Genomic DNA, 25,370 nt, shown 5'->3' with positions numbered 1-25,370 from the left:
AGGTTGGCCGCGGCGACGACGAGCAGGGACAGATTGAGCAGCCCGGCCACGCACAGGGCCGCCACGACGTCGGCGCGGGTCGCCGACAGGAGCGCCGCCCGGTACCCATTGCCCACGCGTCGGGTGTTCCCACAGCGGGCGGACCAGTTCGAAGGACACACCCCAACAGCCTTCACCGGCTGTGCGGCGCCCCTGCCGTTTCCCACCCGGTCGCCCGAGCCCTCGTGCGTCCGCCCTCAGCACCGGACCCCGGCCGCGAGGCGGGGGCGCCGCGCGGCCGTCACGGGCTGTGCCGCGACCCCCGCCTCCGGGGGCGCGTCCCCCCGTGCCCGTTCCGCTTCCCGCAGGAGGCGGTCGATGCGGCGCTCCCGCACGAAACCGACCAGCGCGGGCAGCGACACAAGAGCGACAAGTACGGACATCCCCAGGACGTTCACGCATGTGTTCATGGCTCTACTGTCGTCCGCGCGGGCGGAGTCCGGCAGTGGCAGGACTGTCATGGAGCATCGAATTGCTGCCACACTGACTCCATGCTGACGAACGTCGCCGCTCTGCTGCTCGACGAGGTCCATCCCTTCGAACTTGGCGTGCTGTGCGAGGTCTTCGGCCTCGACCGCAGCGACGAAGGCCTGCCGGTCCACGATTTCGCCGTGGTCTCCGCCGACGGCCCGGTGCTCCGGACCCATGCCGGATTCACCATCAGTACGCCGTACGGCCTCGACCGCCTGGAGGAGGCCGACCTCATCGCCGTGCCGGCCGGCAGCCGCTTCGCCCAGCGGGACTACCCCGAGCAGGTCCTCGACGCGCTGCGCCGGGCGGTGGACCGGGGCGCGCGCGTGATGAGCGTCTGCTCCGGCGCGTACGTGCTCGGCGCGGCCGGGCTGCTGGACGGGCGCCGCTGCACCACGCACTGGCGCCATGCCCCGGAGTTGGCCCGTCGCTTCCCCCGGGCCGTCGTCGAACCCGACGTGCTGTACGTGGACGAGGGCCCGGTCATCACATCGGCGGGCACTGCGGCCGGGATCGACGCGAGTCTGCATCTGGTCCGACAGGAGTACGGCCCCGATGTCGCCAACGCGGTCGCCCGCCGCATGGTGGTGCCACCGCACCGGGACGGCGGGCAGGCGCAGTACATCCAGCGGCCACTGCCCCGCACCCGGTGCGACACGGTCGGCGGCACGCTCGCCTGGATGGAGCGCCACCTCGACCAGGAGCTGACCGTCGAACAGCTTGCCGTCCAGGCGCACATGTCTCCGCGCACCTTCGCCCGCCGCTTCCAGCAGGAGACGGGCACCACTCCGTACCGCTGGCTGCTCCGTCAGCGGGTGCTGCTCGCTCAGCACCTGCTGGAGACGACCGACGAGACGATGGACGCGGTCGCGGCGCGGACCGGCTTCGGAACCGCTGCCGCACTGCGCCATCAGTTCGTACGGTCGTTGGGCACCACACCGCAGGCCTATCGACGTACCTTCCGCGGACCAGCCTCCACACCCGAAGTCGCCTGACCCACAAAGGATTCGGCGTCGCCGGGCCGCCGGGCGGGCGCCACGGAAAAGGGCTCTGTGTGCCGGTCCGGCGGGACCGGCACACAGAGCCCTGGTGTGCCAGATGTTGCTGCTTGACGCTATGTCAGATTCCGCAGCTCGAAGCCGACCAGTAGTGGCTGGGGCCCTGGTTGACGTGGACGTGGTCGCTGTGTCCCGGGTAGCCCGGGCCCAGGATCCCGTTGAAGCCGTGGTAGCGGGCCTCCTTGGCCATGGTGCACAGGGAGTGCGGTCCGGCGCCGAGGTCGGCCGCATCGCCGTACATGTGGCGGCTGTTGGTCGCACCGCCGACCGCACTGTTGCAGGAGCTCGAACGGAAGCCGCTGGTGACCCGGATCGACTGGTCACCGAGCGCGTGCCGCAGCGCCTCCAGCTTCCACATGGTGCTCAGGGCGCTGGCCTTCGCCGTGCCCGCCGCTACGGCACCACCCGCCCAGGTCGAGTTGCACTGGTTGAGCTCGGCGTAGCTGAAGTGGATCGGGGTGCAGTCGTCGTCCTGGAGGGCGTAGAGCTTGGACTGGGTCGCCGGGCCCGCGATGCCGTCGGCGGTGAGGCCGTAGGCGGCCTGGAAGCGCTTGACGGCGGCGGTGGTGGCCGGTCCGAAGGAGCCGTCGATGGCGAGCACGGAGTTGTAGCCCGGGTAGCCGGCCACCCGGATCTGAAGCTGGACGACGTCATTGCCGGTGTCGCCGGCCGACAGGGTCCGGCTCCAGGTGTAACAGCCGTCGGCCTGCGCGGTGCCGGCGGTGACGACGGCACCGCCCAAGGCGAAGGCCATGGTCATGACAATGCCGAGCAGTAGTCGTGCGGTGCGCCTGAGCATGGGGGGGCTCCCTCACATCACGGAAGTGGTGATGAGAGAGCTTGTCGGACGAGTCAACGCGCGTCAACTATCTTTGGAAGAAAGTTGGTTGACTCGATCCCGAAGAGCGTGTTCCGGCAGGCCCTGCCGCTTTCGCGAGGGTGCAGGGGCCTGCCGGGCGGCAAGTGGTGCCGGGCGGCTCAGTCGTTCGGCACGGTCTCGTAGCGCGGGGTGTTCTCCGCCATCTGCCGCAGCGCGTCCTTGCGGTCCCGCTTGGAGAGACGGTCGATGTACAGGTAGCCGTACAGGTGGTCCGTCTCGTGCTGGAGGCAGCGCGCGAAGTAGCCGGTGCCCCGCACCTTGATCGGGTTGCCCTTGGCGTCCTGGCCGCGGACCACCGCGTAGTCCGGGCGGGCCAGTGAGGCGTACGCGGTGGGGACGGAGAGGCAGCCCTCGTTGGAGTCGTCCAGGACCCGCGCCTCGGGCGGCAGCTCCTCCAGCACCGGGTTGCAGACGACGCCCACGTGCCGTACGCCCTCGTCGTCCCCGCAGTCGTAGACGAAGACCTTCAGGTCGACACCGATCTGGTTGGCGGCCAGGCCCACACCCTCCGCCGTCCGCTGGCTCGCGAACATGTCGTCGATCAGCCGGGCCAGCTCGTCGTCGAACTCGGTGACGTCCTTGCACTCCTTGTGCAGCACCGGATTGCCCACGACCGTGATCGGACGGGACGTGCCTCGCTCGCGATGAGCCGTCTCACGCGCCTCACAGTCCTCCGTGTCCACGACGAATCCCTCGTCGTCGACGCTGATCTGCTCGCCCGTCTCCTGCTGCGCCATGTCAGCCGTACGCCTTCCTCAAAACCTGAACCCCGGACGTCCGATGGACCGGGGTCCGGGCACCCGAGCACCGCGACCGGTGCCCATACAGCCTACGGGCACGGGTCAGCAGACTTCTTCGAGATCCCGCCACTCGCGGCTGTCCGGGCTGTCCGCCACCCAGCCGTCCAGCAGACCGCGCACCAGCCCTGCCGGTGCCGCTATCCCGCACTCGCGCTCCGGCACCCACAGATCACCGGCCGTACGGTGCCCCAGCGGTCCCGGATGCCCCGGCTCGCTGTGGTCGTGCGGGTCCAGGTGTTCATCGCCGCCCTCATAGCTCTCCATCCGGCTCTCCGAGCATGCCCGGCAGAGCAGCCGCACCGAGGACGACCAGTCCTCGGCGGCGAACCCGGCGTCGGACGCCAGCTGCTCCAGGGCGTCCCGGTCCGCCTCGGTGGCCGCTTCGAGCAGCACGACCCAGGTGGGCACGGGGGACGGCGCCCACAGCTCGATCTCGTCGAACACGGGATACGCGGGCCCGGCCGCGGTGACCCGCTCCCCGTGCGGCACACCGTCGTGCAGCACGACCTCGCCCCAGCGGCGGCCGGACGACGGCAGCGGGATGGAAAGCACTTCCATCCGGGCCGGATCGAGCCGGCGGCCCCACACGACCTCGGCCTCGCCCTCCGGCGACAGCCGTACCGCGGCACTGCCCAGCTCCATACCCACCGGTTCGCTGTTGGCCGCCGAGGTGTACTGACCCGCGCCCGGCACCTTCAGGCCGTACGCCTGCCAGGCGCGGCGCGCCAGCGGCCAGTCCTGCAGTGCGGTGGCGGCGATCCCGACGTTCCACCAGTCGGGAGCGCCGGATGCCTTGTCGAGCAGCGCGACGGCCCTCAGGCCCGCGGCTCTCGCCTGTTCCCAGTCATGCCGGAACTTGTGCAGCAGCGCCAGGTTGAACCACGACTCCGAGAGCCAGGGTTCCAGGTCCGCCGCACGCGTCAGCAGTGCGCCCGCGTCCTCGTACCGGCCGTCGCCGATCAGCGTGAACGCGCGGTCCGTGGCCTGCCGCCAAGAGGCGGAGGGCCGATGCCGTACCTTCCCGAAGATCCTCACGATTCCCGCCCGTCCCGACTGGACACCCTCGTTTTCCACTCTCTTCGCATCCAACCATGCCAGGCCGGACACCCGCTCATTACCCATGGGTTACCCGGACGGGACAGGGGGTCGGACCGCCCCGGACCAGGACCCCGGCACCATGACCCCGGCCCGTGCGGGCACGGCTTCGGGCCGACAGCCGGGACCGGTGCCGGGCCCGATTCCCTCCCACACATCCGGGGGCCCGATGACACTTTCCCCGCTGAGGTCGTCGTATGCGTCGACGAGGTGGACGATCCTGACGCACAGGAGCTGTTCCCGGCAGAGGGGTCTGCCGACCGCCTCCCGCGCGACGGCGGTCCGGTATCCGCCCCGGCCGCCGGACCGAGCGCGGGTGGCATGGCGGGGGGTGTGGCCGGAGACGGCTCGGTGGGAGCGTGGCCGACAACGGCACGGCCGGGCGCCCGGCCGGTCGGCACGCGCGACAGAACCCGGGGTCAACGAAGGGGCCAGGTCGGCGAGTTGTGTGCTCCGGCGGGTGTCAAAGAGCCCGGTCGGCACGTCCGGATACGGAGCACGGAACTACGTACGGAGCATGGTTCGTGCGGAGCCGCGACGAGTCGTGGCGTCCGCCGGGGCTCATTCCTTGGCGGCGGTCGGCCGGTCGGACTCCGGGGCAGTGACGTCCTGCTCGGGCACGGCCTGCCCCGAGCGGATCAGGTCGATCCGGCCCAACACCTTGGAGCGCAGATCGGTCGGCACGTCGTCCTGCCCGCAGCAGCGCTTCACCAGCTTCTTCACGGCTTGTTCCAGGCCGTACTTCTCCAGGCACGGGGAGCACTCCTCGAAGTGCACCTCGAACTTGGTGCAGTCGCTGTCGGGCATCTCGTGGTCGAGAAACTCATACAGATGATCGAGGACTTCCGAGCAGTCCGTCTCGTGCGGCTCTCCGCAGCTCATGAGCCCGAGCCTTTCCGATCTTCCGACTCTCCGGCACCGGCGGGGACGAGGCCGCGCTCACGGGCGTAGTCCTCCAGCATGCCGCGCAGTTGGCGGCGGCCCCGGTGCAGTCGGGACATCACCGTACCGATGGGAGTCCCCATGATGTCCGCGATCTCCTTGTAGGCAAAGCCCTCTACATCCGCGAGATACACAGCGATGCGGAACTCTTCGGGGATCGCCTGCAGGGCGGACTTCACGTCCGAGTCGGGCAGGTGGTCGAGAGCCTGCGACTCCGCGGAGCGCAGACCGGTCGACATGTGCGACTCGGCGCGCGCCAGCTGCCAGTCCTCGATCTCCTCGGCGGCGCTGCGCTGAGGTTCGCGCTGCTTCTTGCGGTACGAGTTGATGAACGTGTTGGTGAGGATGCGGTACATCCACGCCTTGAGGTTGGTCCCCTCACGGAACTGATGGAAGGAGCCGTACGCCTTGGCATACGTCTCCTGAACCAGGTCCTCGGCATCCGCCGGGTTGCGCGTCATGCGCAACGCGGCCGAGTACATCTGGTCGAGGAAACCGAGGGCGTCCCGTTCGAAGCGCGCGTTGCGCTCGGCAGCCGTCTCCTGGGTACGGCCGTCGTCGGTTCCTGTGTCGGCCCCAGTGACCGGACCCACCTCCTCCAACGCTGTGGCGGATCCGAAACCGGATCCACTCGAATCGGAGAATAGTCGACCTTGCTCCGAGACGGGTCGTCGAACCGATCCGCCCAGCGCCCGATCGGAAGTGGTCCTGTCCGTGTGCAGGACCGTCCATTTCAGGTCGGCGACGTTCGAGCGATGCGGACAGATGGTCGAACCCATGCGACGGACTCCCTCTCCACGGACGACATCGATGTACCGATGACACCGACAACATCGGGCCCCGGCTCAACATTCCCGGGGCCTGTGCCGCGCCCCGACGGTGCCGGCCGAACCGCCGGGGGGTACGTCATACGAGGGTGGACAGCCACGCCACGACGGCGTCGGTGAGCACCTCCATCGCCTGGTCCTCGGTCAGGCCGGCCCGCTTCGGTACCGCGAACCCGTGGTCGCCGCCGGGCACCTCGGTGATCCCGTACTCCCCCGGAGGAAATTCGGCGGGTCGCCCAAACGGGTCATTTCCGCCCTGGACGACGAGCGTGGGCACGCCGGTCCCGAGGAGTTCGTCCGCGCGGGACTTCTCCGGCTTTCCCGGCGGGTGCAGGGGGAAGCTGAGCGCGAGGACGGCGTGGGCGCCCAGTTCGCGCGCCGTGCGGCAGGCCACCCGGGCCCCGGCGCTGCGCCCGCCCGCGACGACGGGCAGGCCCGCTGCGGTGAGCGCGGGCCACACGCCCCGCCATCCGGTGTCCAGCGTCTTCGGGGCGGGCGCGACCTTCTTCCCGGCGACCCGCCACGGCTGTTCCACCAGGGCGACGGTCACCCCGTGGGCGGGCAGGGCGGCGGCCAGGGCCGTCAGGTCGCGGGTCCCGGTGCCGCCGCCCGCGCCGTGGCCGACGGCAAGCACCAGGCGGGCGTCGTCCGCGGGCAGCCAGGTGATCCTGGCCGGTCCGGCATCCGTGTCGACGGTCTCGGTCCTGGGGGTCCCGGTCCCGGGGCCCGTCTGTGCGGTACTCACGCCCCCATCCTGCCTGGTCGCCCCAGGGATCAGAACAAGGTGCCCGCTTCCGGCGCGGCCAGCTCCTCCAGCAGTTCGGGGCCGTTGTTCCGGACGTTGCTGACGGCCGTGGCCACCGGGTAGGCCCGCATCAGACCGCCCGGCGGCGGCGCGAGCAGCGCCCTCAGCTCCTCGATGCCGGTGTGCGTCGGATCGAGCCACGCGTCCCACCGGTCAGGGGTCAGCATCAGCGGCATCCGGGGGTGGATGTCGGCGAGCGTGGCCGGACCCTCGGCGGGGGCGACCGCGAGCGGAGTGGTCTCCGCCTCGGTCGTGATCACCGAGCAGGTCACCCACCAGGCCATCGGGTGGTCGTCCGGCAGGGTCCGGTCGCGCCAGAACTCGTACAGCCCGGCCATCGCGAAGACCGATCCGTCGGCCGGTGTCACGAAGTAGGGCTGCTTGCGCGGCCGCTTGCGCTTCCCCTTCTCCTCCAGCTGCCGCTCGTCCGCACCCGTGACCCACTCGTAGTAGCCGTCGGCAGGCAGGATGCAGCGCCGGGAGACGAAGGACCGACGGAAGGACGGCTTCTCGTGGACCGTCTCCGCACGGGCGTTGATCATGCGCGCGGCACCCTCGGGCGACTTCGCCCAGGACGGGACGAGCCCCCATTTCAGAGCGCGCAGCTGGCGAACCGGACGCTGGTCGTCTGCGTCTTTCAACGGACGTTCCAGCACGGCGTAGACCTCCTTGGTCGGTGCCACGTTCCAGTCGGGCGCCAGCGTCTTGGCCGGTTCCCACTTCTCGACCCCGAAGAGTCCGGTCAGATCCTCGGGCCGCCGACTCGCCGCATACCGTCCGCACATGAGTGCCAGACTGCCACGACCGTCACGTCGACGACCCGCCGATACCGCAAGGAGCCGCCTGCACCATGGACCGCACCGATCTGGGCAATCTGTGGGACCGGGTGCTCGGCACCCAGCCCGCACCCGAGCAGTGGCTGGTGGTGGTGACCGGGACGCTCGCGCTGATCGCCGTCGTACCGAACCCCCTGTGGCGGCTCAGCCGCAACACGATCACCATCGCGCACGAGGGCGGGCACGGGCTGGTCGCGCTGCTCAGCGGGCGGCAGCTGTCCGGCATCCGGCTGCACTCGGACACCAGCGGGCTGACGGTCAGCCGCGGCAAGCCGACCGGCATCGGGATGATCCTGACCGCGGCAGCGGGCTACACGGCCCCGTCGTTGCTGGGCCTGGGCGGAGCGTGGCTGCTGGCGGCCGGCCGGATCACGCTGCTGCTGTGGCTGGCCACCGCACTGCTCGCGGTGATGCTGGTGATGATCCGCAATCTGTACGGCGCACTGTCGGTGATCTTCACCGGATCGGCCTTCCTGCTGGTGTCCTGGCTCGCCTCGCCCGCCGTGCAGTCGCTGTTCGCGTACACCGTCGTCTGGTTCCTGCTGCTCGGCGGCGTGCGCCCGGTCTTCGAGCTCCAGTCGAAGCGGCGGCACGGCGGTGCACCGGACTCGGACGCGGACCAGCTGTCGCGGTTGACGGACGTGCCGGCCGTCCTCTGGCTGTTCCTCTTCCACGCCGTTTCGCTCTGCTCGTTGATCGGCGGCGGACGCTGGCTGCTCGGCGTCTGAGAGGGCGGTTCCCCCGCTCTCGGAGCCCGCGGGGTCGGCTCCGACCGGGCGGACGAACGAGGCTCCCGACGCGCTCCGAGGGCCGCCGTGGGCCCGCCGGTACGCACCCGTCGGCCTTGCACACCGTTTTCGTCGTATTTGGTCGCGATTCTGGATTGCCTGGTGCCACTAAAGTGAGCTCCATGACCGAAAGTTCCGTGCACCCCGCCCTCTGGCCCGCCCCCCGAGCGAGCGGCCCCGTCGACGCGACCGTCACCGTGCCCGGATCGAAATCGGTCACCAATCGCGCCCTCGTGCTCGCCGCTCTCGCCGCCGAGCCCGGCTGGCTGCGGCGCCCCCTGCGCTCCCGCGACACCCTGCTGATGGCCGAGGCGCTGCGCGCGATGGGCGTCGGCATCGAGGAGACCGTGTCGTCCAGTTCCTCCCTCGTGGGCGGCCCGGACGGCTCCGGCGAGGCATGGCGGGTCATCCCGGCCGGTCTGCACGGCCCCACCACCATCGATGTCGGCAATGCCGGCACGGTCATGCGCTTCCTCCCGCCGGTGGCGGCCCTCGCCGACGGTCCGATCCGTTTCGACGGCGACCCTCGCTCCTACGAGCGCCCGCTGAACGGCGTGATCGACGCACTGCGGGTGCTGGGCGCCCGGATCGACGACGACGGGCGCGGCTCGCTTCCGATGACGGTGCACGGCAGCGGCGCTCTGGACGGCGGACCGGTGGCGATCGACGCCTCCTCGTCGTCACAGTTCGTCTCTGCCCTGCTGCTGTCGGCTCCGCGTTTCAACCAGGGGGTGGAGGTCCGCCACACCGGCGCCCGGCTCCCTTCCATGCCGCACATCCGGATGACCGTCGACATGCTGCGGGCCGTCGGCGCCCAGGTCGACGAGCCGGAGACGGGCGGTGAGCCGAACGTCTGGCGGGTCTCCCCGTCCGCCCTGCTCGGCCGCGATCTGACCATCGAGCCCGACCTCTCCAACGCCCAGCCGTTCCTCGCCGCGGCCCTGGTCACCGGCGGCCGGGTCACCATCCCCGACTGGCCCGAGCACACCACCCAGCCCGGTGACGCCCTGCGGGAGATCTTCACCGCGATGGGCGGCAGCTGCGAGCTGACCGAGCGCGGCCTCACCTTCACCGGTTCGGGGCGCATCCACGGCATCGACGTCGACCTCGGCGAGGTCGGCGAGCTCACCCCGGGCATCGCGGCGGTCGCGGCGCTCGCCGACGGCCCGTCCACCCTGAGCGGCGTCGCCCACCTGCGGTTGCACGAGACGGACCGACTCGCCGCGCTCACCAAGGAGATCAACGAGCTCGGCGGCGACGTCACCGAGACCGCCGACGGCCTCCACATCCGGCCCCGGCCGCTGCACGGCGGTACCTTCCATACGTACGACGACCACCGGATGGCCACCGCGGGGTCGATCATCGGCCTTGCCGTCCCCGGAGTGGAGATCGAGAACGTGGCGACAACCGCCAAGACCCTGCCCGACTTCCCGCAGATGTGGACCGGAATGCTCGGGGCCTGAGACATGCGCCGCTACGGCAAGAACCCCGACGAGGACGACATCCGGTTCCGCCCCAACCCGAAGGGCAACCGGCCTCGGACCCATATCCGCCCGAAGCACGAGGACGCCGAGGAAGGCATGGTCCTCACGGTCGACCGCGGCCGGCTCACCTGCCTCGTCGACGACCGCACGGTCGTGGCGATGAAGGCCCGTGAACTGGGCCGGAAGGCCGCCGTGGTGGGGGACACGGTCTCCCTCGTCGGGGATCTCTCCGGCGCCAAGGACACCCTCGCCCGGATCGTCCGCATCGGTGAGCGCCGCTCGGTACTGCGCCGGACCGCGGACGACGACGACCCGTACGAGCGGGTGGTCGTCGCCAACGCCGACCAGCTGGCGATCGTCACCGCCCTGGCCGATCCGGAACCCCGCCCGCGGATGATCGACCGCTGTCTGGTCGCCGCCTACGACGGCGGGCTCTCCCCGCTCCTGGTGCTGACCAAGTCCGACCTCGCCTCCCCGGACGAGCTGCTGGAGGCGTACACCCCGCTGGGCGTCCCGTTCGTCGTCACCAGCCGTGAGGAGCTGGAGAACGGCGACGCGGCCGAGCGGGTCCGCGAGCAGCTGAACGACCGGGTGACCGCCTTCGTCGGGCACTCCGGGGTCGGGAAGACGACGCTGGTCAACTCACTCGTACCGAAGGACCGGCGGCGTACCACCGGAGTGGTCAACGCGGTCACCGGCCGTGGCCGGCACACCACCACGTCCGCACTGGCCCTGCCGCTGCCCGACTATCGCGGCTGGGTGATCGACACCCCGGGAGTGCGGTCCTTCGGGCTGAACCACATCGACCCGTCGCGGGTGATCCACGCCTTCTCGGACCTGGAGCCCGCCACCGTGGACTGCCCCCGCGGCTGCACCCATGACAGCCAGGAACCGGAATGTGCTCTGGATGCCTGGGTGGCGGACGGTCACGCCGATCCGGCACGGCTGGAATCGCTGCGGCGGCTGATGGCCACCCGGGAACGACGCGAGGGCGACTGACCGGGGCACGTTTGCGATCTCCTGTCGCAGGTAAGTGCATAATCGCACCACCGGGGCGTGGCGGTCACTGATGTGGGAGGGAACTGACGATGGCGTGGCTGCTGGTCGTGGTCGCGGGGCTGCTGGAGACCGGTTTCGCCGTCTGCCTCAAGCTGTCGCACGGCTTCACCCGCCTCTGGCCGACCATCGCGTTCTGCGTCTTCGCCCTCGGCAGCTTCGGCCTGCTGACCCTGTCGCTGAAGAAGCTCGACGTGGGCCCCGCCTACGCCGTGTGGACGGGCATCGGTGCCACGGGCACCGCGATCTACGGCATGATCTTCCTCAACGACGTGGTCTCCACCCTGAAGCTCGTCTCGATCTCCCTGGTGATCGTCGGTGTGATCGGGCTCCAGCTGTCGGGCTCGTCGCACTGACCGCGCGGCGCGCTCCCACCGGCGCGGCCGGGGTCGGACGGTGGTGCGTCCGGGCCCGCGACAGCCTGCGCCTCGTTCTCGGCCCCTTCACCCGGTCGGCCGACGCGGTCCCGCTTCGCCCACCGAACTCTCATCCGGTCAGTCGCCACTCCACCACCTCGCGCACCAGCGGTACCGGATCTCTATCCGCCGCCGGAGGAGCCGGCACCAGCGCGTAGCTCAGCGCGAGCCGCAGCGCGGTCTCGCAGGTCGCGGCCAGCACCTCCGGATCGCACGGTGGCCACCGCGTGTCCAGGAGGGCCACCGCACGCGCCGTGACCTGGCCGAGCAGCTCGGCGGGCGTCGGCGTCCCGGCATCGGCACGCCGCTGGGCCGGCACGGGCGACGCGGTCGGGGCGGCGAGGCGCACGGGGCGGGGTAATCGTTCCTCCCAGCAGCCGGTGAGCAGCGCTCTGACCAGGGCGTCGGACCGGACGGCCCAGACGGTCCAGGCAGCGGTGGCGGTCAGTCCTTCCCCCGTACCGCCCGCTGATCCCAGCGCCCGTTCGGCGCCGGCCAGATAACCGTCGGCGGCGCTGCGGACCAGGGCGCGGGCCAGGCCCTCCTTGCTGCCGAACTCGTTGTAGAGGGTCTGCCGGGAGAACCCGGCGGCGGACGCCACATCGACCATGCGCACCGCCGACCAGGGCAGCGTGGCCAGCGCCGAGAGGGCGGCGTCCAGCAATGCGTCTCGCGCCGTGGGCATCGTCGCCTCCCGCGCCAAGGGCTCTGCGTCCCAGAGTTGACGCGCCTCCGTGGGCTGTCAATGGTCCGCGCAGCAGCGGGGTCCTGTGGCTCCGTCCCCCTGCGGTCGATACTGTGACGACATGCCCGATTACCACGATGATCTGCGCCTCGCCCATGTACTGGCGGACGCCGCCGACGCGGCGACGATGGACCGGTTCAAGGCTCTGGACCTCAAGGTCGAGACCAAGCCGGACATGACGCCGGTGAGCGAGGCCGACAAGGCCGCCGAGGAACTGATCCGCGGCCATCTCCATCGGGCGCGCCCGCGCGACGCGATCCTGGGCGAGGAGTACGGGATCGAGGGCACCGGTCCGCGGCGCTGGGTCGTCGACCCGATCGACGGCACCAAGAACTACGTGCGTGGTGTGCCCGTCTGGGCGACGCTGATCTCTCTGATGGAGGAGGGGGAGAACGGCTTCCAGCCGGTCGTCGGCGTGGTGTCGGCGCCCGCGCTGCACCGGCGCTGGTGGGCGGCGAAGGGTGCGGGCGCGTTCACCGGTCGCAGCCTGGCCTCGGCGACCCGGATGCAGGTGTCGAAGGTGGGCCGGATCGCGGACGCCTCGTTCGCGTACGCGTCGCTGGGCGGCTGGGAGGAGCAGGGCAGGCTCGACGGGTTCCTGGACCTGACCCGGGCCTGCTGGCGCACGCGCGGGTACGGGGACTTCTGGCCGTACATGATGGTCGCCGAGGGGTCGGTCGACATCTGCGCGGAGCCGGAGCTCTCGCTCTGGGACATGGCCGCGAACGCGATCATCGTCCAGGAGGCGGGCGGCATGTTCACCAGCCTGGACGGGGTGCCCGGCCCCGGTGGCGGCAATGCGGCGGCTTCGAACGGGCTGCTCCACCGCGAACTGCTGGGCTATCTCAACCAGCGCTACTGATCGGGATCGCGCCCCGTGGGGCGTCGCACACCACCGCGCGCCCCTCGGGCGATCCCCGTCCCCCCTTGTTCCGGTTCCGCATCGATGCAACTCTGAGAGTCCCCCCGCTTGTGCACTTGTGAAGCGACTCACATGGTCGCTCCACAGAGGAGGTGGCTCCCTTCATGCTCGTCCGTGACGCCATGAGCACACTGGTCCTCACCATCGGACCGGCCCATACACTCCGCCAGGCCGCCCAGCTGATGTCGGCCCGTCACGTCGGAGCCGCGGTCGTCCTCGACCGGGACACGAGCGGGCTCGGCATTCTCACCGAGCGCGACATCCTCCGCTCCATCGGCTCCGGCCAGGACCCCGACGTCGAGACCGCCGCCACCCACACCACCACCGACGTGGTCTTCGCCGCGCCGACCTGGACCCTCAAAGAGGCAGCACAGGCCATGACGCACGGCGGATTCCGTCATCTGATCGTGCTGGACGACCACGGCCCCGTCGGCGTCGTCTCGGTGCGCGACATCCTGCGCTGCTGGACCCCCGCCGCCCGCCGCCACCCCGCGGAACTCGTCGGCTGAGCCGCCGGAAGGCCCGGAACGGCCGGTGGGCAGGGCCCCTCCGAGGAGAGACCCTGCCCACTGTCGACCACAGGCGGCAGGCGGCGAAACCGGCGCCGGTCGGACCACCCGGGGTGTCGTGCAGATCTTCTAGCCGCGCAGAGCCTGGACCGCGACCTCCAGACGCTTGCCGAAGTCGGCGTCCGCCTGCCGGAAGTTGTTGATCGCACGCTCGGCGATGTCGTCGCGCGACACCTTGGCGATGAACCCGGCGAGGTTGTCGATCAGCCGGACCTTCTCGTCCTCGGACATGAGCCGGTAGAGGTTTCCGGCCTGCACGAAGTCGTTGTCCTCGGCATGGCTCGGGGCCTCGTGCGTACCGGTCTCGCCGGAGACCGAGGTGGGCCCCCACAGGGGCCGGCCCGTCTGCGCAGGGCCGCCGAAGCTGTTCGGCTCGTAGTTCTTCGCACCCTTGTGACGGCCGTCGTACAGGTAACCGTCACGGCTGTAGGTGCGCGCCTCGGTGGCGTGCGGGCGGTTCACCGGCAGGTGGTCGGCGTTGATGCCGACCCGGTAGCGGTGGGCGTCGCCGTAGGCGAAGAGACGGCCCTGGAGCATCTTGTCCGGGGACGGCCCGATGCCCGGCACGAAGTGCGCGGGGCTGAAGATCGACTGCTCGACCTCGGCGAAGATGTTCTCCGGGTTGCGGTTGAGCTCCAGCTTCCCGATCTCGATCGGCGGGTAGTCCTCGTGCGGCCACACCTTGGTGAGGTCGAACGGGTTGAAGCGGTACGTGGCCGCCTCGGCCGCCGGCATGATCTGGACCTGCACGGTCCACGACGGGAAGTCGCCGCGCTCGATCGCCTCGCGCAGATCACGCTGGTGGCTGTCCGGGTCCTCGCCGGCGAGCTTGTTGGCCTCGGCCTGGGTGAGGTTCTTGATGCCCTGGTCGGTCTTGAAGTGGTACTTGACCCAGAAGACCTCGCCGGCCTCGTTGTTCCACTGGTAGGTGTGCGAGCCGTACCCGTTCATGTGACGCAGCGTGGCCGGAATGCCGCGGTCACCGAAGAGCCAGGTCACCTGGTGGGTGGACTCGGGCGACAGACCCCAGAAGTCCCAGACGTTGTCCGCCTCCTGCGAGCCGGTGTACGGGTCGCGCTTCTGGGTGTGGATGAAGTCGGGGAACTTGATGGCGTCCTTGATGAAGAACACCGGGGTGTTGTTGCCGACGAGGTCGTAGTTGCCCTCTTCGGTGTAGAACTTCAGCGCGAAACCGCGGGGGTCGCGCACCGCGTCGGCCGAACCGAGGTTGCCGGCGACGGTCGAGAAGCGCAGGAAGGTCTCGGTCTGCTTGCCGACCTCGGAGAGGAACTTCGCCCGCGTCCACTGCGAGACGTCACGCGTCAGCGTGAACGTGCCGTAGGCGCCGGCGCCACGGGCATGCACGACGCGCTCCGGGATGCGCTCCCGGTTGAAGTGTGCGAGCTTCTCCAGTAGCGACTGGTCCTGCACCAGGACCGGTCCGCCGATGCCCGCGGTCTCGCTGTTCTGGTTGTCGGCGACCGGCGCGCCGGCCTCCGTGGTGAGCGGCCCCTGCGTCACGTACGCCTCCTGCTGTCGATTCCGCGCCTGCCGTCATGGACTGCGCAGTCTGTTTACCCCATGACCAATTCCGATACTGATCCTACAATGGACAAAGTCCAAGTCAAGTGGACGTCCAATGTCACACTTGTTCGGGATCGGGATTTCCACTGTTAGGCTTGTTCTCATGAGTGACCTCCTGGAACGACTTCGCGGACGCGGCTGGCGCATGACCGCTCAGCGGCGCGTCGTGGCCGAGGTCCTCGACGGGGACCACATGCACCTGACAGCCGACGAGGTGCACGCACGGGCCGTCGCCAAGCTGCCCGAGATCTCCCGCGCCACCGTCTACAACACCCTTGGCGAGATGGTGACGCTGGGTGAGGTCATCGAGGTCTCCACGGACCGCCGCGCCAAGCGGTACGACCCGAACGCGCACCGCCCCCACCACCACCTCGTCTGCGCACACTGCGGCACCATCCGCGACGTGCACCCGGCGGGAGACCCGCTGGCGGACCTGCCGAGCGGCGAGCGCTTCGGCTTCACGATCTCCGACGTCGAGGTGACCTACCGCGGCCTCTGCCCGAGCTGCGCCGCGACGACCTGAGCCGAGCCCTGCCACACAAGGTCCCGGCGCGCACGATGCGCGCCGGGACCTTGTGCATGCGGGCCCGCAGCGGGCAGCCCGCGCCGCTCCCCCACTACGTGCGCACCCCCTTCCCGAATCTGACGGGCCGTCATATCGTCAGCGGCGATCACGTCCGCCCCGCGGCGGATCCGCACCTCGATATGCGCGAGGAGAGACCCGTGGGAGATCCGCACCCGACACCAGCCACGCCGACAGCCGCCGCCCCCACCGCCCGTCCCAAACTCCGGGCCGAAGCCCTCACCCGCTCCTTCGGGCGCGGCACCAGGACCCGCTTCGCTCTCGGCCCGCTCGATCTCTCCCTCGCACCGGGCGAGTTCGTCTGCATCGTCGGCCCGTCCGGCTGCGGCAAGTCCACCCTGCTCAGGATCGCCGCCGGACTGCTCCGCCCCAGCTCCGGCGAGCTGTCCATCCGCACGGCCTCGCCCCGTCCGGCAGCGATGATCTTCCAGGACTACGGGATCTACGACTGGAAGACCGTGCTCGCCAACGTCCGGTTCGGCCTCGACGTCCAGCGGGTACCGCGCAAGAAGGCCGATGCCAGGGCCCGCGACTGGCTGGCCCGGATGGGGCTCCTCGACGTCGCGGGCGCGTATCCGGCCACGCTCTCCGGCGGGATGCGGCAGCGGGTCGCGATCGCCCGCGCACTCGCCGTGGAGCCCGAGATCCTGCTGATGGACGAGCCCTTCGCGGCACTCGACGCCCAGCTGCGCACCATCCTCCAGGACGAGTTGCTCGACCTCACCCAGACCACCCGTACCACCACTCTGTTCATCACCCACAGCCTCGAAGAGGCGATCGTGCTCGGCGACAGAGTCCTGGTGATGTCCGCCGGGCCGGGACGGATCATCGCCGAGCGCCGTCCCCCGTTCCACCGGCCGCGCACCGGCGAGGTCCGGTCCGCACCCGAATTCACCGCGCTCAAGAGCGAGTTGTGGGAACTCCTGCGCGGCGAGGTGCGCAGGGAGGCGGTCCCGGCATGACCCTCACCTCGAACACCACGGCATCCGACGACGGTGTCCTGATCCGCAGGCCCGGCCCGCAGGAACTGCACCCGGGGCGCACCCACCGCAGGCGCCGCACTCTGGAACTCGCGCTCGCCGTCGCCGTACCCCTGTTCCTCGTGCTGCTCTGGCAACTGGCCGCGGCACAGTCCTGGATCGACGACCGGGTCTACCCCGCACCCTCCACCATCCTGGCGGACGGCTGGGACCGGGCGGGCGCCGGTGAGCTGTGGCCGGATGTGTGGGCGACGCTCAAGCGGGTCCTCGGCGGCTATGCGGTCGGCACCGTCACGGGGTACGCGCTGGGACTGCTGATGGGAACACTTCCCCTCGTGCGGGCGGCCCTGGAACCGTTGCTCGACGCCCTGTACGTCGTACCGAAGCTGGCGCTCCTGCCGGTCTTCCTCAACATGTTCGGTCTCGGCGAAGGACCGCAGATCGCCCTGGTCGCCACGACCGTCTTCTTCTTCGTCTGGATCTCCACCATGGCGGCCGTGCTCTCCGTCCCGGCCGGCCACCGGGACGCCGGTCAGGTCTTCGGCGCCTCGCCCTGGCAGATGTTCCGCCATGTGCTGCTGCCCGCTTCGCTCCCCGCGGTCCTGGTCGGGGCACGCATCGCGGCGGGGGTGGCCGTACTCGTCATCGTCGCGTCCGAACAGATCGCGGCGGCCGACGGCCTGGGGCATCTGATCTTCGACTCCCGGGCCCTGTTCCAGAACGACGTGATGTTCGTCGGCATCGTGTGTGTGGCGGTCCTCGGTGTCGTCTTCTCCGAAGCGGTGCGCATCGTCGGGCGTCTGCTCACCCCATGGGCCCCGCGCGACCGCGGCCGATCCTGAACAGTTGTCCCGCCGCGCCCCCACCGCACTCCCCTCGGCGTCCCCACAAGCTCGCCACCGGCTCCCCCCGTTCTTCGTACGGAGGCACTGTGCGTACACGTACCCCCTTCACCTGCACCGTCGCACTCGTCACAGCATCGCTGCTCGGAGCGGCGGGCTGCGGCGGGAACGACTCCACCGGCAACAGCGGCACCACCACCGCGCGGCGCGCCGTCACACCCGTCGCGGGTTGTGGCTCCGGCAGCTGGACCGACCCGGCGGACCTCGCCCCCGACCGGAAACCGGCCCGCTGCGACAGCGGTGCACCGGCCGCCCAGCCCCTGACGAAGAAGCGGAAGATCACCGTCGCCACGGGCACCCTGAGCGCGGAGTACGTTGCTCCGCTCCAGGTCGCGGTGGCGAAGGGCGAGTTCGCCAAGGAAGGGCTGGACGTCGAACTGAAGGTGCTGCCCACCCCGGACGCCCTGCCGCTCCTCGCCAAGGGCGAGGTGGACGCCCAGTGGGCGGCCCCCGAAGCGGCCGTGATGAACGGCATCGACGGCGGCTTCGACATCAAGTGGGTGGCGGGGAACTTCTCCCCCGACCCCACCTCCAAGAGCGGTCTGTGGGTGCGGCTCAAGGACGGTGAGACCGCCGACCGGGTCGAGATGGCGGGCCGGAAGATGGGCACCATGATCGGCAAGGGTTCGGTCATCGCCTACCCGATGGACATCTCCCTGAAGAAGCACGGCGGCGGCCTCGACAGGATCAGCTTCCAGCAGCTCGGCTCCGCCGACGTGCTCACCGCGCTGCAGAACGGGGGCGTGGACTCGGCCTGGTTGCTCGATCCGGTCTGGCGGAAGGTGGACGGGGACCCGAAGTACGCGTTCCTGGGTGGCCAGCCGGTCGGAGAACCGCTCGGCGGTCTGCTCTTCGGGCCGACGTTGCTGAACCAGGACCCGGACGCCGGGGTCGCCTTCCTCCGTGCCTACATCCGGACGGTGAACACCTATTTCGCCGGCGACTACAAATCGGATCCCGCGTTCGTGGCCGAGCTGTCGAAGCTCCTGAAGGCCGACGAGGCCACGCTGCGGTCGACGCCGTCGATGCGCATGGACTGGGAGATACGGAAGGGCACGACGGACCGTCTGCAGAAGGCCTACGCCGATGCGGGCGTCTCGAAGGGGGCCCCGGTGCCGGAGTCGAAGGCCGTGGACCGGGCTATGTACGCGGAGGCGGTGGGCCACAGAGGCTGATGTGCACAGATGTGCCGAAGGCCGGATCCCTGAGGATCCGGCCTTCGGCATTCAGTAGCGGGGACAGGATTTGAACCTGCGACCTCTGGGTTATGAGCCCAGCGAGCTACCGAGCTGCTCCACCCCGCGTCGTTGTGGTCCCACAGTACGTCACCGCTCCGGACCAGCGCAAATCGCTTTCGTCTCCCCGCGGGCGCGTGCCGGAAGCGCGGGGAGATCCGGCCTCCGTGTCGCAGCAGAGGGAAGCCCGCGGGCCCCGCACACCGGGCACGCCTGGCGCCGGGGCGCCGGCCGCGGCGTCCCGGCGCGAGTGCCCTACGCGCTGAGTTCCTGGAGCAGTGCCTCACGCAGCCGGGCGGCCCGCTCGGCCACCTCGGCCGGGCCCAGCTCGACGGCCCGCGCGCACCAGCGCTGCCCCTCGGTGAGTTCCCCGCGACGCGCGGCCAGCAGGGCGAGGCGGAGGGCGGCCCGCCCGTGCCCGTCGTTCGCCGCGCGGCTCCACCACAGCGCGGCCTCGCGCTCGCTCCCCTCGCGGGCCAGCAGCAGCCCGAGGTTGAACGCGCCGTTGCGGCTGCCCGACTCGGCGGCCTCGCGGTACCAGCGCGCCGCGCTGTCCACGTCCCCACGGGCCGCCGCGAGCATGCCCACCCGGACCTGGGCGCGGCGGTGCCCCAGCTCGGCGGCACGCTCGTACCACTCCTCGCACTCGGTCTTCTCCGGCATCGGCTCGCCGAGCACGGGAGGTCCGGGCGGCGGCTGTCGCGAGTCGAGCACCCCGGCCAGCCGGAAGGCGGCCTCGGCGCTGCCGCCGCCCGCCGCGCACCGCAGATGGCGCTCGGCCTCCTGCTCCTCGCCCTGGTGCAGCAGGGCCATGCCGACCTGGAGGGCGGCCTCGGTGTGGCCCGCCGCCGCGGCACGCTCGTACCAGACCAGTGCCGTGCGCTCCTCGTCACGACCCGCGTGCAGGATGCCGAGGTTGAAGGCCGCGTCGACGCTGCCCGCCTCGGCCGCCTTGGAGAACCAGGGCTCGGCGCCGGTCGCGTCGCCTGCCTGGAGCAGGAGCACGGCCAGCGCGTTGGCCGCCTCCCGGTGGCCCGCGTACGCGGCGCGGCGATACCACTGCTCGGCCTGCGGCGTACGGTCCTGGGCCGCGCAGAGCAGCCCCAGGTTGTAGGCGCCGTTGACGTCGCCCGCGTCCATGGCGGCGCGGTACCAGCGCTCGGCGGTCTGCTGCTCGCCGCGGGCCGCGTGCAGGGCGCCCAGGGCGTTGGCGGCGTTCCCGTCCCCGTCCTGGGCGGCACGCAGCCACCACACGGCCGCACTCTCCTCGTCGCCCGCGTCACGCAGCAGGAATCCGAGCGCGCACGCGGCCCGGACCTCGCCGGCCTTCGCGGAGATGAGGTACCAGCGACCGGCCTCCTTCGGCTCTCCCCGCTGTTCGAGGATGGCGCCGAGGTGCAGGGCGGCACGGCTGTGGCCGCGTGCCGCGGCCTGCCGGTACCACTGCTCGGCCTCGTTCGCGCGCCCGGTCCCCGTGCCGGTGACGGGGCCGCCGTCCCTGCGCGTGGCTGGACGAGTGGCGGCGCCCGGACGGTCGGCGGTATCCGGACCGGAGCCGGGCGCAGGGGCCAGGCCCGGCCGGCCGAAGGCGTCGTGCCGATCGCCGGCGGCCTTGCGGTCCAGCATGCGCGCCAGGCGGTACGCGGCTTCCCGGTGCCCCTGCTCGGCGGCAGCGCGCAACCAGCGCTCGGCTCCGACATCGCTGCGGTGTTCCAGCAGGTCGGCGAGGGCGTACGCGCCGAGCGCATGCCCCTGCTCGGCGGACTGCCGCAGCCAGTACTCGGCGCCGGGCTCGTCGCCGCGCTCGCGGTAGTGGCGGCCCAGGGCATGCGCGGCAGCGGCGGAACCCGCGACGGCGGCGATACGCCACCAGCCGGCCGCGTCGTCGGTGTATCCGCGCTGGTGGAGGAGGACACCGAGGTTGTTGGCCGCGGCCCGGTCGCCGTCGGCGGTGGCCCCTCGCAGATAGGGTTCGGCACCGTCCAGATCGCCTCGGCGCAGCAGCAGGGCGCCGAGGACGCTCATCGAGGTGGTGTCCCCGGCATCGGCGGCGCGGCGGTGGCGGGCCTCGCTCTCGGCACTCTCCGGGCTCTCCCCGGCCTCGGGGCTCACGCCGGTGTCCATGGTCCCGGCAGGCGCACGGGGCTCAGCGCGCTCCGTACCTTCAGCGCGCTCGGCGTTCTCCGTACCCTCTGCACTCTCCGTGCTCTCGACGGTCGCAGCACACCCCACAGTCCCGGCGGTCTCGGTCGTCCCGGTGGTCTCGTCGTTCTCCCGGGCGGCGACACCAAAAGCCGTGTTCGTCACGCTATCCGCATGATGAACGCGACGCTGCATAAACCGCCCCGTCTCCAACAGAGTTGCCCTGTCCCCCATAAATACCATCGTCGCACCACCTACAACCCGCGTACACCTGGTATATCGCGGCCAGTGAGGTCACTTCGGCGTTTTGTCGACATGCCCACAGAGAGACAAGTCAAACACGTCCGGACTCAACTCGCGCCCCGCGAACCGCCGTTCACTCCCACCGCACAAGAAAGTCACCACAGCACGACGAAGGTCCGGATCCTTGAAAGGATCCGGACCTTCGTTTCAGTAGCGGGGGCAGGATTTGAACCTACGACCTCTGGGTTATGAGCCCAGCGAGCTACCGAGCTGCTCCACCCCGCGCCGTTGCATGGAAACCGTACCACGACGCGAGGACGAGCCTTTACCGAGTTACTCAGCCATCGCCGCCAGAACTGGCCGCCTTGTCTGAATCGCCCGCTTTGTCGGTGTTATTGGTGCTGCCCGACGCGGGCTGGGCGGCCGCCGCGCGCTGCAATGCGTCCTGCAGATCCGTCTGGGCCTTGCCGTAGGCGGTCCAGTCCTGCTTCTTCAGGGCTGCCTCGCCTTCCGCATAGGCCTTCTGGGCATCCGCGATCGCCTTCTTGAGCGCCGCATCGCCGGTGGCCGGCGGTTGCGTGGTCTCACCCGGCGGGGTGGTCTCCTCGGGCTGGGTGGTGCCGGACTCCGTCACTCCGAAGACCGCGTTGAGCGCCTCACCGAGGCTGTTCTCGAAGACGGTCTTCGATCCGTACGAGGCGGCTACCTTGCGCAGCAGCGGGTAGTTCTGCGTGCCACCGCGCGTGTACACCGGCTCGATGTAGAGGAAGCCCCCTTCGAGCGGCACGGTCAGAAGATTGCCGTACTCGATGTCGGAGTCGGTCCCCTTGAGGTTCCTCACGAACTCGGCGACATCGTCGTTGCCGTTGAGCTCGCTCTGTACCTGGCCGGGACCCTTCACCGTGCTGGTGACTCTCAACAGCCGTATCGTGCCGTAGTCCTTGCTGGCCGCGTCCGCGTCCACCGCCATGAACGCCCCGAGGTCGGGCCGCCCCTTCGGAGTGAACGTGGTCGTCAGCGAGAACTTCTGGGCCGACTGGTCCGGCATCTTTATGCTCAGGTAGTACGGCGGGACGGCGCCGGACTCCTTCTGGGTCGGGTCGTCCGGGACCTGCCAGGCGTCACTGCCGCTGTAGAACTGCGCGGGGTCCGTGACGTGGTAGCGGGTGAGCAGCTCGCGCTGCACCTTGAACAGGTCCTGCGGGTACCGAAGGTGGTCCATCAGGTCCTTCGGGATGTCCGACCGCGACTCCACCGTCCCCGGGAACGCCTTGCGCCAGGTCTTGAGGACCGGGTCCTTGGTGTCCCACTCGTACAGCTTGACCGTTCCGTCGTACGCGTCGACGGTGGCCTTCACCGAGTTGCGGATGTAGTTGACCTGGTTCTGCTGGGCGACGACCGCGCGCTGGTTGGTGGTCAGCGAGTCGGCCGTGGTGTCACCGAGCGTCGTACGGGAGGCGTACGGGTAGCCGTTGGTGGTGGTGTACGCGTCGACGACCCACTGGATGCGGTTGTTCACCACGGCCGGGTAGGCGTCGCCGTCGATGGTCAGCCACGGGGCGACGGCCTCGACGCGCTCCTTGGGCGTGCGGTTGTAGAGAATCCGCGAACCCTCGCCGATGGCCCCCGAGTAGAGGATCTGCGGCTCGCTGAACGCCACCGCGTACGCGGCGCGGTTGAAGGCGTTGGAGAGACTGACCCCGCTGTTGCCCTGGTAGCTGGTGGTCTTCTCGCCGTCCTCCTCGTAGTCGAGCTCCTTCTGGGGCCCGCCGACGATGGAGTACTGCTCGGTCTTCTCGCCGTAGTAGATCTCCTGCTGGTACGTCCCCAGTTCGCCCGTGGTCGGCAGACCGGACTCGGTGAAGTCCGGCGACCCCTTCGGGTTCTTGCCGGTCGTCGTGCCCCGGGCCGCGATGGCGCCGTAGCCATGGGTGTAGGTGAAGTGGTCGTTTATCCAGTTGCGCTTGGGGATGCCGTCGAGGTTGAGCTCGCGCAGACCGATGACCGTGTCCTGGTCCTTGCCGGTGGCGTCCTTGTAGCGGTCGACGTCCAGGGTCTTGGGGAACTGGTAGTAGTTCCTCTTCTGCTGGAGCTGCTGGAAAGCCGGGGAGACGACGTTGGGGTCCATCACCCGGTAACTGGCGGCATCGTTCGCACTCGCCCGCAGCTTCGTGTCGTCGTCCGTGGTGCTCTTGCCCGCGTAGTCGTCGACCTGTGCGTCGTCGATGCCGTAGGCGTCACGCGTCGCTTCGATGTTCTTCTGGATGAACGGCGCTTCCTTGGCCTGCTCGTTCGGCTGGACCTGGAACTTCTGCACGATGGCCGGGTAGAGCCCGCCGATCAGGATCGCCGAGAGCACCATCAGGCCGAAGCCGATCACCGGAAGCTGCCAGGTGCGGCGCCAGAGCGTCGCGAAGAACAGCACGGCACAGATCGCGGCGATGCAGAACAGGATGGTCTTCGCCGGAAGGTAGGCGTTGGCGTCGACGTACCGCAGACCGGTCCAGTTGTCCGTGGCCTTGAAGTCGCTGGACTTCACGGCCAGGCCGTACCGGTCGAGCCAGTACGCCACGGCCTTCAGCGAGACGAAGACACCGAGCAGCACCGACAGGTGGCCGGTGGCCGCGCCGGTGGCCCGCGCGCCGGGACTGGTGAGGCGGAGGCCGCCGTACAGATAGTGGGTCAGCGCGGCGGCGATCAGCGAGAGCACCGTGGCCGCGAAGCCGAAGCCCAGGAGGAAGCGGTACCAGGGCAGGTCGAAGGCGTAGAAGGACACGTCCAGGTGGAACTGGGGGTCCTTCTGCCCGAACGCCACACCGTTCACGTACATCAGCCAGGTGCGCCACTGACCGGAAGCAGACGCTCCGGCGATCAGCCCGACGAGCGCGGTGATCGCGAGCAGGACCCACTTCTTGTACGGAGCGAGGCCCATCCGGTAGCGGTCCAGGCTCTGCTGCTCCAGCGACATCGCGCTCAGCGGCGGCCGGAGCCGGTGCGCGAGCCAGATGTTCAGCCCGACGACGACCGCCATCAGCAGTCCGAAAACGAGGAACAGTCCGATCTTGGTCCACAGGGTCGTGGTGAAGACGGACGAATACGCGACCGACCGGTACCAGAGCCAGTCCGTCCAGAACCCGGCGAACATGACGAACGCCATGGCGAGAACCGCCAGGACGCCCAGTGTCATGAGCAGGGTACGGGCGCGCCGGGACGGGCGGCCGACTCTGATACGTGGCCCGGTCGGGCCTCCGCCACGGTCCGGCATCTGGAAAGCCAACGTGCGCACCTCGAAGTTCGCGGGTCGAGTGAAGACGGGCCCAGCCGATGGTAGAGCCCACCTATGCAACTTACTGAGGCTTTACCTAGTTCCCGTTCCCGGGGCGGAAGGAGGCAGGATATTGGCCATGCCCAACGTTTCCCCCTCAGGTCCTCCGATGGCCTCCAGCCCCCTCACCGTCGCCGTGCTCGAGATCGACGAGTACATCTCCGGCCTCGGCTGGGACCAGCCGGCCCGGCTCTTCGCTCTCGTCGACACCGCACGGTTGCGTACCCAGGAGCCCGGTCTCGCCGCGCAGCTCGGTCTCGACAGCTCCGAATCGACCGCCTCACTCACCCCGATCGAACAGGAGGAGCTTCCGCCCGGCACCGCCCTGGACGAGTTCCTCGCCACGATCGCCTGGCCGGACGCGGTGGCCGGTTGCGCGATGACGGTGGAACGGCTGATGCTGCCGCCGTCCGCCGAGGCCTCCGTACCGAAGGGCCTGAGCAATGCCCAGCTGACCGAGTGGGTCGCGAGCCACCCCGACCGCCAGGAGGTGCGGATGACCGTGGCCGTCCTCCGGGACGGAACGCGCGAGTCGGCCGTACGGCTGCGCGAGAAGGACTCCCCCAGCGAGGTGCGGACCGGTGCCGGTCTGGTGCCGGGACTGGCCGACGCGCTGGCCGCGACCTTCGAGGACTGACCGGGC

General features: G+C 70.1%; 24 protein-coding genes and 2 tRNA genes. 12 read left to right on the top strand and 14 right to left on the bottom strand.

The features are described from left to right. Positions 1–236: 236 nt before the first annotated feature. Entirely contained in the window at positions 237–449 is a 213-nt protein-coding gene (locus AB0L71_RS26270) for a hypothetical protein (RefSeq protein ID WP_365247424.1), read from the bottom strand. Positions 450–530: 81 nt separating this feature from the next. Between AB0L71_RS26270 and AB0L71_RS26265 the strand changes: the two genes are divergently transcribed. Beyond that, positions 531–1,505, top strand: a complete 975-nt coding sequence (locus tag AB0L71_RS26265; RefSeq protein WP_365247422.1) for a helix-turn-helix domain-containing protein — start codon at positions 531–533, stop codon at positions 1,503–1,505. A gap of 124 nt (positions 1,506–1,629) precedes the next feature. On the opposite strand, the gene AB0L71_RS26260 is transcribed toward AB0L71_RS26265, so the two are convergent. From AB0L71_RS26260 to AB0L71_RS26230, 7 genes are all read right to left on the bottom strand, one after another. Then, positions 1,630–2,367, bottom strand: a complete 738-nt coding sequence (locus AB0L71_RS26260; protein ID WP_365247420.1) for a D-Ala-D-Ala carboxypeptidase family metallohydrolase — start codon at positions 2,365–2,367, stop codon at positions 1,630–1,632. A gap of 179 nt (positions 2,368–2,546) precedes the next feature. Further along, complete coding sequence (def, locus tag AB0L71_RS26255) at positions 2,547–3,185, bottom strand: peptide deformylase (RefSeq protein ID WP_365247418.1); 639 nt, start codon at positions 3,183–3,185, stop codon at positions 2,547–2,549. Positions 3,186–3,290: 105 nt separating this feature from the next. Further along, positions 3,291–4,283 (bottom strand): hypothetical protein, encoded by a 993-nt coding sequence (locus AB0L71_RS26250; protein ID WP_365247416.1) that lies wholly within the window; start codon positions 4,281–4,283, stop codon positions 3,291–3,293. A gap of 621 nt (positions 4,284–4,904) precedes the next feature. Continuing rightward, positions 4,905–5,225 carry a mycothiol system anti-sigma-R factor gene (rsrA, locus tag AB0L71_RS26245; protein WP_365247414.1) on the bottom strand — a complete coding sequence of 107 codons (321 nt, stop codon included), beginning with the start codon at positions 5,223–5,225 and terminating at the stop codon, positions 4,905–4,907. Then, entirely contained in the window at positions 5,222–5,878 is a 657-nt protein-coding gene (locus AB0L71_RS26240; protein WP_365247412.1) for a sigma-70 family RNA polymerase sigma factor, read from the bottom strand. The genes rsrA and AB0L71_RS26240 overlap by 4 nt, the downstream gene beginning before the upstream one ends. A gap of 313 nt (positions 5,879–6,191) precedes the next feature. Beyond that, the gene (locus AB0L71_RS26235; protein ID WP_365247410.1) at positions 6,192–6,857 is read right to left on the bottom strand and encodes an alpha/beta family hydrolase; all 666 of its coding nucleotides are present in this window, start codon (positions 6,855–6,857) and stop codon (positions 6,192–6,194) included. 29 nt (positions 6,858–6,886) lie between these two features. Beyond that, positions 6,887–7,702 carry an SOS response-associated peptidase gene (locus tag AB0L71_RS26230; protein ID WP_365247408.1) on the bottom strand — a complete coding sequence of 272 codons (816 nt, stop codon included), beginning with the start codon at positions 7,700–7,702 and terminating at the stop codon, positions 6,887–6,889. Between the two features lie 65 nt (positions 7,703–7,767). Between AB0L71_RS26230 and AB0L71_RS26225 the strand changes: the two genes are divergently transcribed. The 4 genes from AB0L71_RS26225 (at position 7,768) to AB0L71_RS26210 (ending at position 11,437) form a co-directional block, all read left to right on the top strand. Continuing rightward, the gene (locus AB0L71_RS26225) at positions 7,768–8,481 is read left to right on the top strand and encodes a M50 family metallopeptidase (protein WP_365247406.1); all 714 of its coding nucleotides are present in this window, start codon (positions 7,768–7,770) and stop codon (positions 8,479–8,481) included. Positions 8,482–8,663: 182 nt separating this feature from the next. Beyond that, on the top strand, positions 8,664–10,004 hold the full coding sequence (aroA, locus tag AB0L71_RS26220; RefSeq protein ID WP_365247405.1) for a 3-phosphoshikimate 1-carboxyvinyltransferase: 1,341 nt from the start codon (positions 8,664–8,666) through the stop codon (positions 10,002–10,004). 3 nt (positions 10,005–10,007) lie between these two features. Then, positions 10,008–11,024: a ribosome small subunit-dependent GTPase A gene (gene rsgA / locus AB0L71_RS26215; RefSeq protein ID WP_365247403.1), complete on the top strand. Its 1,017-nt coding sequence runs from the start codon at positions 10,008–10,010 to the stop codon at positions 11,022–11,024. An 89-nt stretch (positions 11,025–11,113) separates the two neighbouring features. Next, positions 11,114–11,437: a multidrug efflux SMR transporter gene (locus tag AB0L71_RS26210; protein WP_365247401.1), complete on the top strand. Its 324-nt coding sequence runs from the start codon at positions 11,114–11,116 to the stop codon at positions 11,435–11,437. 130 nt (positions 11,438–11,567) lie between these two features. On the opposite strand, the gene AB0L71_RS26205 is transcribed toward AB0L71_RS26210, so the two are convergent. Beyond that, positions 11,568–12,182, bottom strand: coding sequence for a helix-turn-helix domain-containing protein (locus tag AB0L71_RS26205; protein ID WP_365247399.1), 615 nt, complete (start codon positions 12,180–12,182; stop codon positions 11,568–11,570). A 121-nt stretch (positions 12,183–12,303) separates the two neighbouring features. Here AB0L71_RS26205 and hisN point away from each other — a divergent pair, with 121 nt between their 5' ends. Then, positions 12,304–13,104, top strand: coding sequence for a histidinol-phosphatase (hisN, locus tag AB0L71_RS26200; RefSeq protein WP_365247397.1), 801 nt, complete (start codon positions 12,304–12,306; stop codon positions 13,102–13,104). 164 nt (positions 13,105–13,268) lie between these two features. Further along, entirely contained in the window at positions 13,269–13,673 is a 405-nt protein-coding gene (locus tag AB0L71_RS26195) for a CBS domain-containing protein (RefSeq protein ID WP_365247395.1), read from the top strand. A 129-nt stretch (positions 13,674–13,802) separates the two neighbouring features. Here the strand turns inward: AB0L71_RS26195 and AB0L71_RS26190 are convergent, their stop codons facing one another. Further along, positions 13,803–15,254: a catalase gene (locus tag AB0L71_RS26190; RefSeq protein ID WP_365247393.1), complete on the bottom strand. Its 1,452-nt coding sequence runs from the start codon at positions 15,252–15,254 to the stop codon at positions 13,803–13,805. A gap of 166 nt (positions 15,255–15,420) precedes the next feature. Here AB0L71_RS26190 and AB0L71_RS26185 point away from each other — a divergent pair, with 166 nt between their 5' ends. The 4 genes from AB0L71_RS26185 to AB0L71_RS26170 all read left to right on the top strand — a co-directional run bounded on the left by AB0L71_RS26185 (position 15,421) and on the right by AB0L71_RS26170 (position 18,957). Beyond that, positions 15,421–15,840, top strand: a complete 420-nt coding sequence (locus AB0L71_RS26185; RefSeq protein ID WP_365247391.1) for a Fur family transcriptional regulator — start codon at positions 15,421–15,423, stop codon at positions 15,838–15,840. Positions 15,841–16,040: 200 nt separating this feature from the next. Next, a complete protein-coding gene (locus AB0L71_RS26180) occupies positions 16,041–16,862 on the top strand; it encodes an ABC transporter ATP-binding protein (RefSeq protein ID WP_365247389.1) in 822 nt (273 codons plus the stop codon). Beyond that, on the top strand, positions 16,859–17,722 hold the full coding sequence (locus tag AB0L71_RS26175) for an ABC transporter permease (protein WP_365247387.1): 864 nt from the start codon (positions 16,859–16,861) through the stop codon (positions 17,720–17,722). The genes AB0L71_RS26180 and AB0L71_RS26175 overlap by 4 nt, the downstream gene beginning before the upstream one ends. Before the next feature lie 89 nt (positions 17,723–17,811). Further along, entirely contained in the window at positions 17,812–18,957 is a 1,146-nt protein-coding gene (locus AB0L71_RS26170) for an ABC transporter substrate-binding protein (protein ID WP_365247385.1), read from the top strand. Positions 18,958–19,012: 55 nt separating this feature from the next. On the opposite strand, the gene AB0L71_RS26165 is transcribed toward AB0L71_RS26170, so the two are convergent. The 4 genes from AB0L71_RS26165 to AB0L71_RS26150 form a co-directional block, all read right to left on the bottom strand. Then, positions 19,013–19,086, bottom strand: a tRNA-Met gene (locus AB0L71_RS26165). A 186-nt stretch (positions 19,087–19,272) separates the two neighbouring features. After that, positions 19,273–21,402 carry a sel1 repeat family protein gene (locus AB0L71_RS26160; protein WP_365247383.1) on the bottom strand — a complete coding sequence of 710 codons (2,130 nt, stop codon included), beginning with the start codon at positions 21,400–21,402 and terminating at the stop codon, positions 19,273–19,275. Between the two features lie 211 nt (positions 21,403–21,613). Further along, positions 21,614–21,687, bottom strand: a tRNA-Met gene (locus tag AB0L71_RS26155). A 52-nt stretch (positions 21,688–21,739) separates the two neighbouring features. Continuing rightward, positions 21,740–24,667 carry a UPF0182 family protein gene (locus tag AB0L71_RS26150; protein WP_365247433.1) on the bottom strand — a complete coding sequence of 976 codons (2,928 nt, stop codon included), beginning with the start codon at positions 24,665–24,667 and terminating at the stop codon, positions 21,740–21,742. A 139-nt stretch (positions 24,668–24,806) separates the two neighbouring features. Between AB0L71_RS26150 and AB0L71_RS26145 the strand changes: the two genes are divergently transcribed. After that, positions 24,807–25,364, top strand: coding sequence for a PPA1309 family protein (locus AB0L71_RS26145; protein ID WP_365247381.1), 558 nt, complete (start codon positions 24,807–24,809; stop codon positions 25,362–25,364). Positions 25,365–25,370 lie beyond the last annotated feature (6 nt).

The organism is Streptomyces sp. NPDC052052 (assembly GCF_040680455.1).
Classification (GTDB): Bacteria; Actinomycetota; Actinomycetes; order Streptomycetales; family Streptomycetaceae; genus Streptomyces.
This window is presented reverse-complemented; position numbering and strand designations above follow the sequence as displayed.

Excerpts from the sequence above, each read along its gene's own strand:
- AB0L71_RS26270 (WP_365247424.1), bottom strand. The coding sequence starts at position 449 with ATGAACACATGCGTGAACGTCCTGGGGATGTCCGTACTTGTCGCTCTT.
- AB0L71_RS26265 (WP_365247422.1), top strand. The coding sequence starts at position 531 with ATGCTGACGAACGTCGCCGCTCTGCTGCTCGACGAGGTCCATCCCTTC.
- AB0L71_RS26260 (WP_365247420.1), bottom strand. The coding sequence starts at position 2,367 with ATGCTCAGGCGCACCGCACGACTACTGCTCGGCATTGTCATGACCATG.
- def (WP_365247418.1), bottom strand. The coding sequence starts at position 3,185 with ATGGCGCAGCAGGAGACGGGCGAGCAGATCAGCGTCGACGACGAGGGA.
- rsrA (WP_365247414.1), bottom strand. The coding sequence starts at position 5,225 with ATGAGCTGCGGAGAGCCGCACGAGACGGACTGCTCGGAAGTCCTCGAT.
- AB0L71_RS26230 (WP_365247408.1), bottom strand. The coding sequence starts at position 7,702 with ATGTGCGGACGGTATGCGGCGAGTCGGCGGCCCGAGGATCTGACCGGA.
- AB0L71_RS26225 (WP_365247406.1), top strand. The coding sequence starts at position 7,768 with ATGGACCGCACCGATCTGGGCAATCTGTGGGACCGGGTGCTCGGCACC.
- aroA (WP_365247405.1), top strand. The coding sequence starts at position 8,664 with ATGACCGAAAGTTCCGTGCACCCCGCCCTCTGGCCCGCCCCCCGAGCG.
- rsgA (WP_365247403.1), top strand. The coding sequence starts at position 10,008 with ATGCGCCGCTACGGCAAGAACCCCGACGAGGACGACATCCGGTTCCGC.
- AB0L71_RS26210 (WP_365247401.1), top strand. The coding sequence starts at position 11,114 with ATGGCGTGGCTGCTGGTCGTGGTCGCGGGGCTGCTGGAGACCGGTTTC.
- AB0L71_RS26205 (WP_365247399.1), bottom strand. The coding sequence starts at position 12,182 with ATGCCCACGGCGCGAGACGCATTGCTGGACGCCGCCCTCTCGGCGCTG.
- hisN (WP_365247397.1), top strand. The coding sequence starts at position 12,304 with ATGCCCGATTACCACGATGATCTGCGCCTCGCCCATGTACTGGCGGAC.
- AB0L71_RS26195 (WP_365247395.1), top strand. The coding sequence starts at position 13,269 with ATGCTCGTCCGTGACGCCATGAGCACACTGGTCCTCACCATCGGACCG.
- AB0L71_RS26185 (WP_365247391.1), top strand. The coding sequence starts at position 15,421 with ATGAGTGACCTCCTGGAACGACTTCGCGGACGCGGCTGGCGCATGACC.
- AB0L71_RS26175 (WP_365247387.1), top strand. The coding sequence starts at position 16,859 with ATGACCCTCACCTCGAACACCACGGCATCCGACGACGGTGTCCTGATC.
- AB0L71_RS26160 (WP_365247383.1), bottom strand. The coding sequence starts at position 21,402 with ATGGTATTTATGGGGGACAGGGCAACTCTGTTGGAGACGGGGCGGTTT.
- AB0L71_RS26150 (WP_365247433.1), bottom strand. The coding sequence starts at position 24,667 with ATGCCGGACCGTGGCGGAGGCCCGACCGGGCCACGTATCAGAGTCGGC.
- AB0L71_RS26145 (WP_365247381.1), top strand. The coding sequence starts at position 24,807 with ATGCCCAACGTTTCCCCCTCAGGTCCTCCGATGGCCTCCAGCCCCCTC.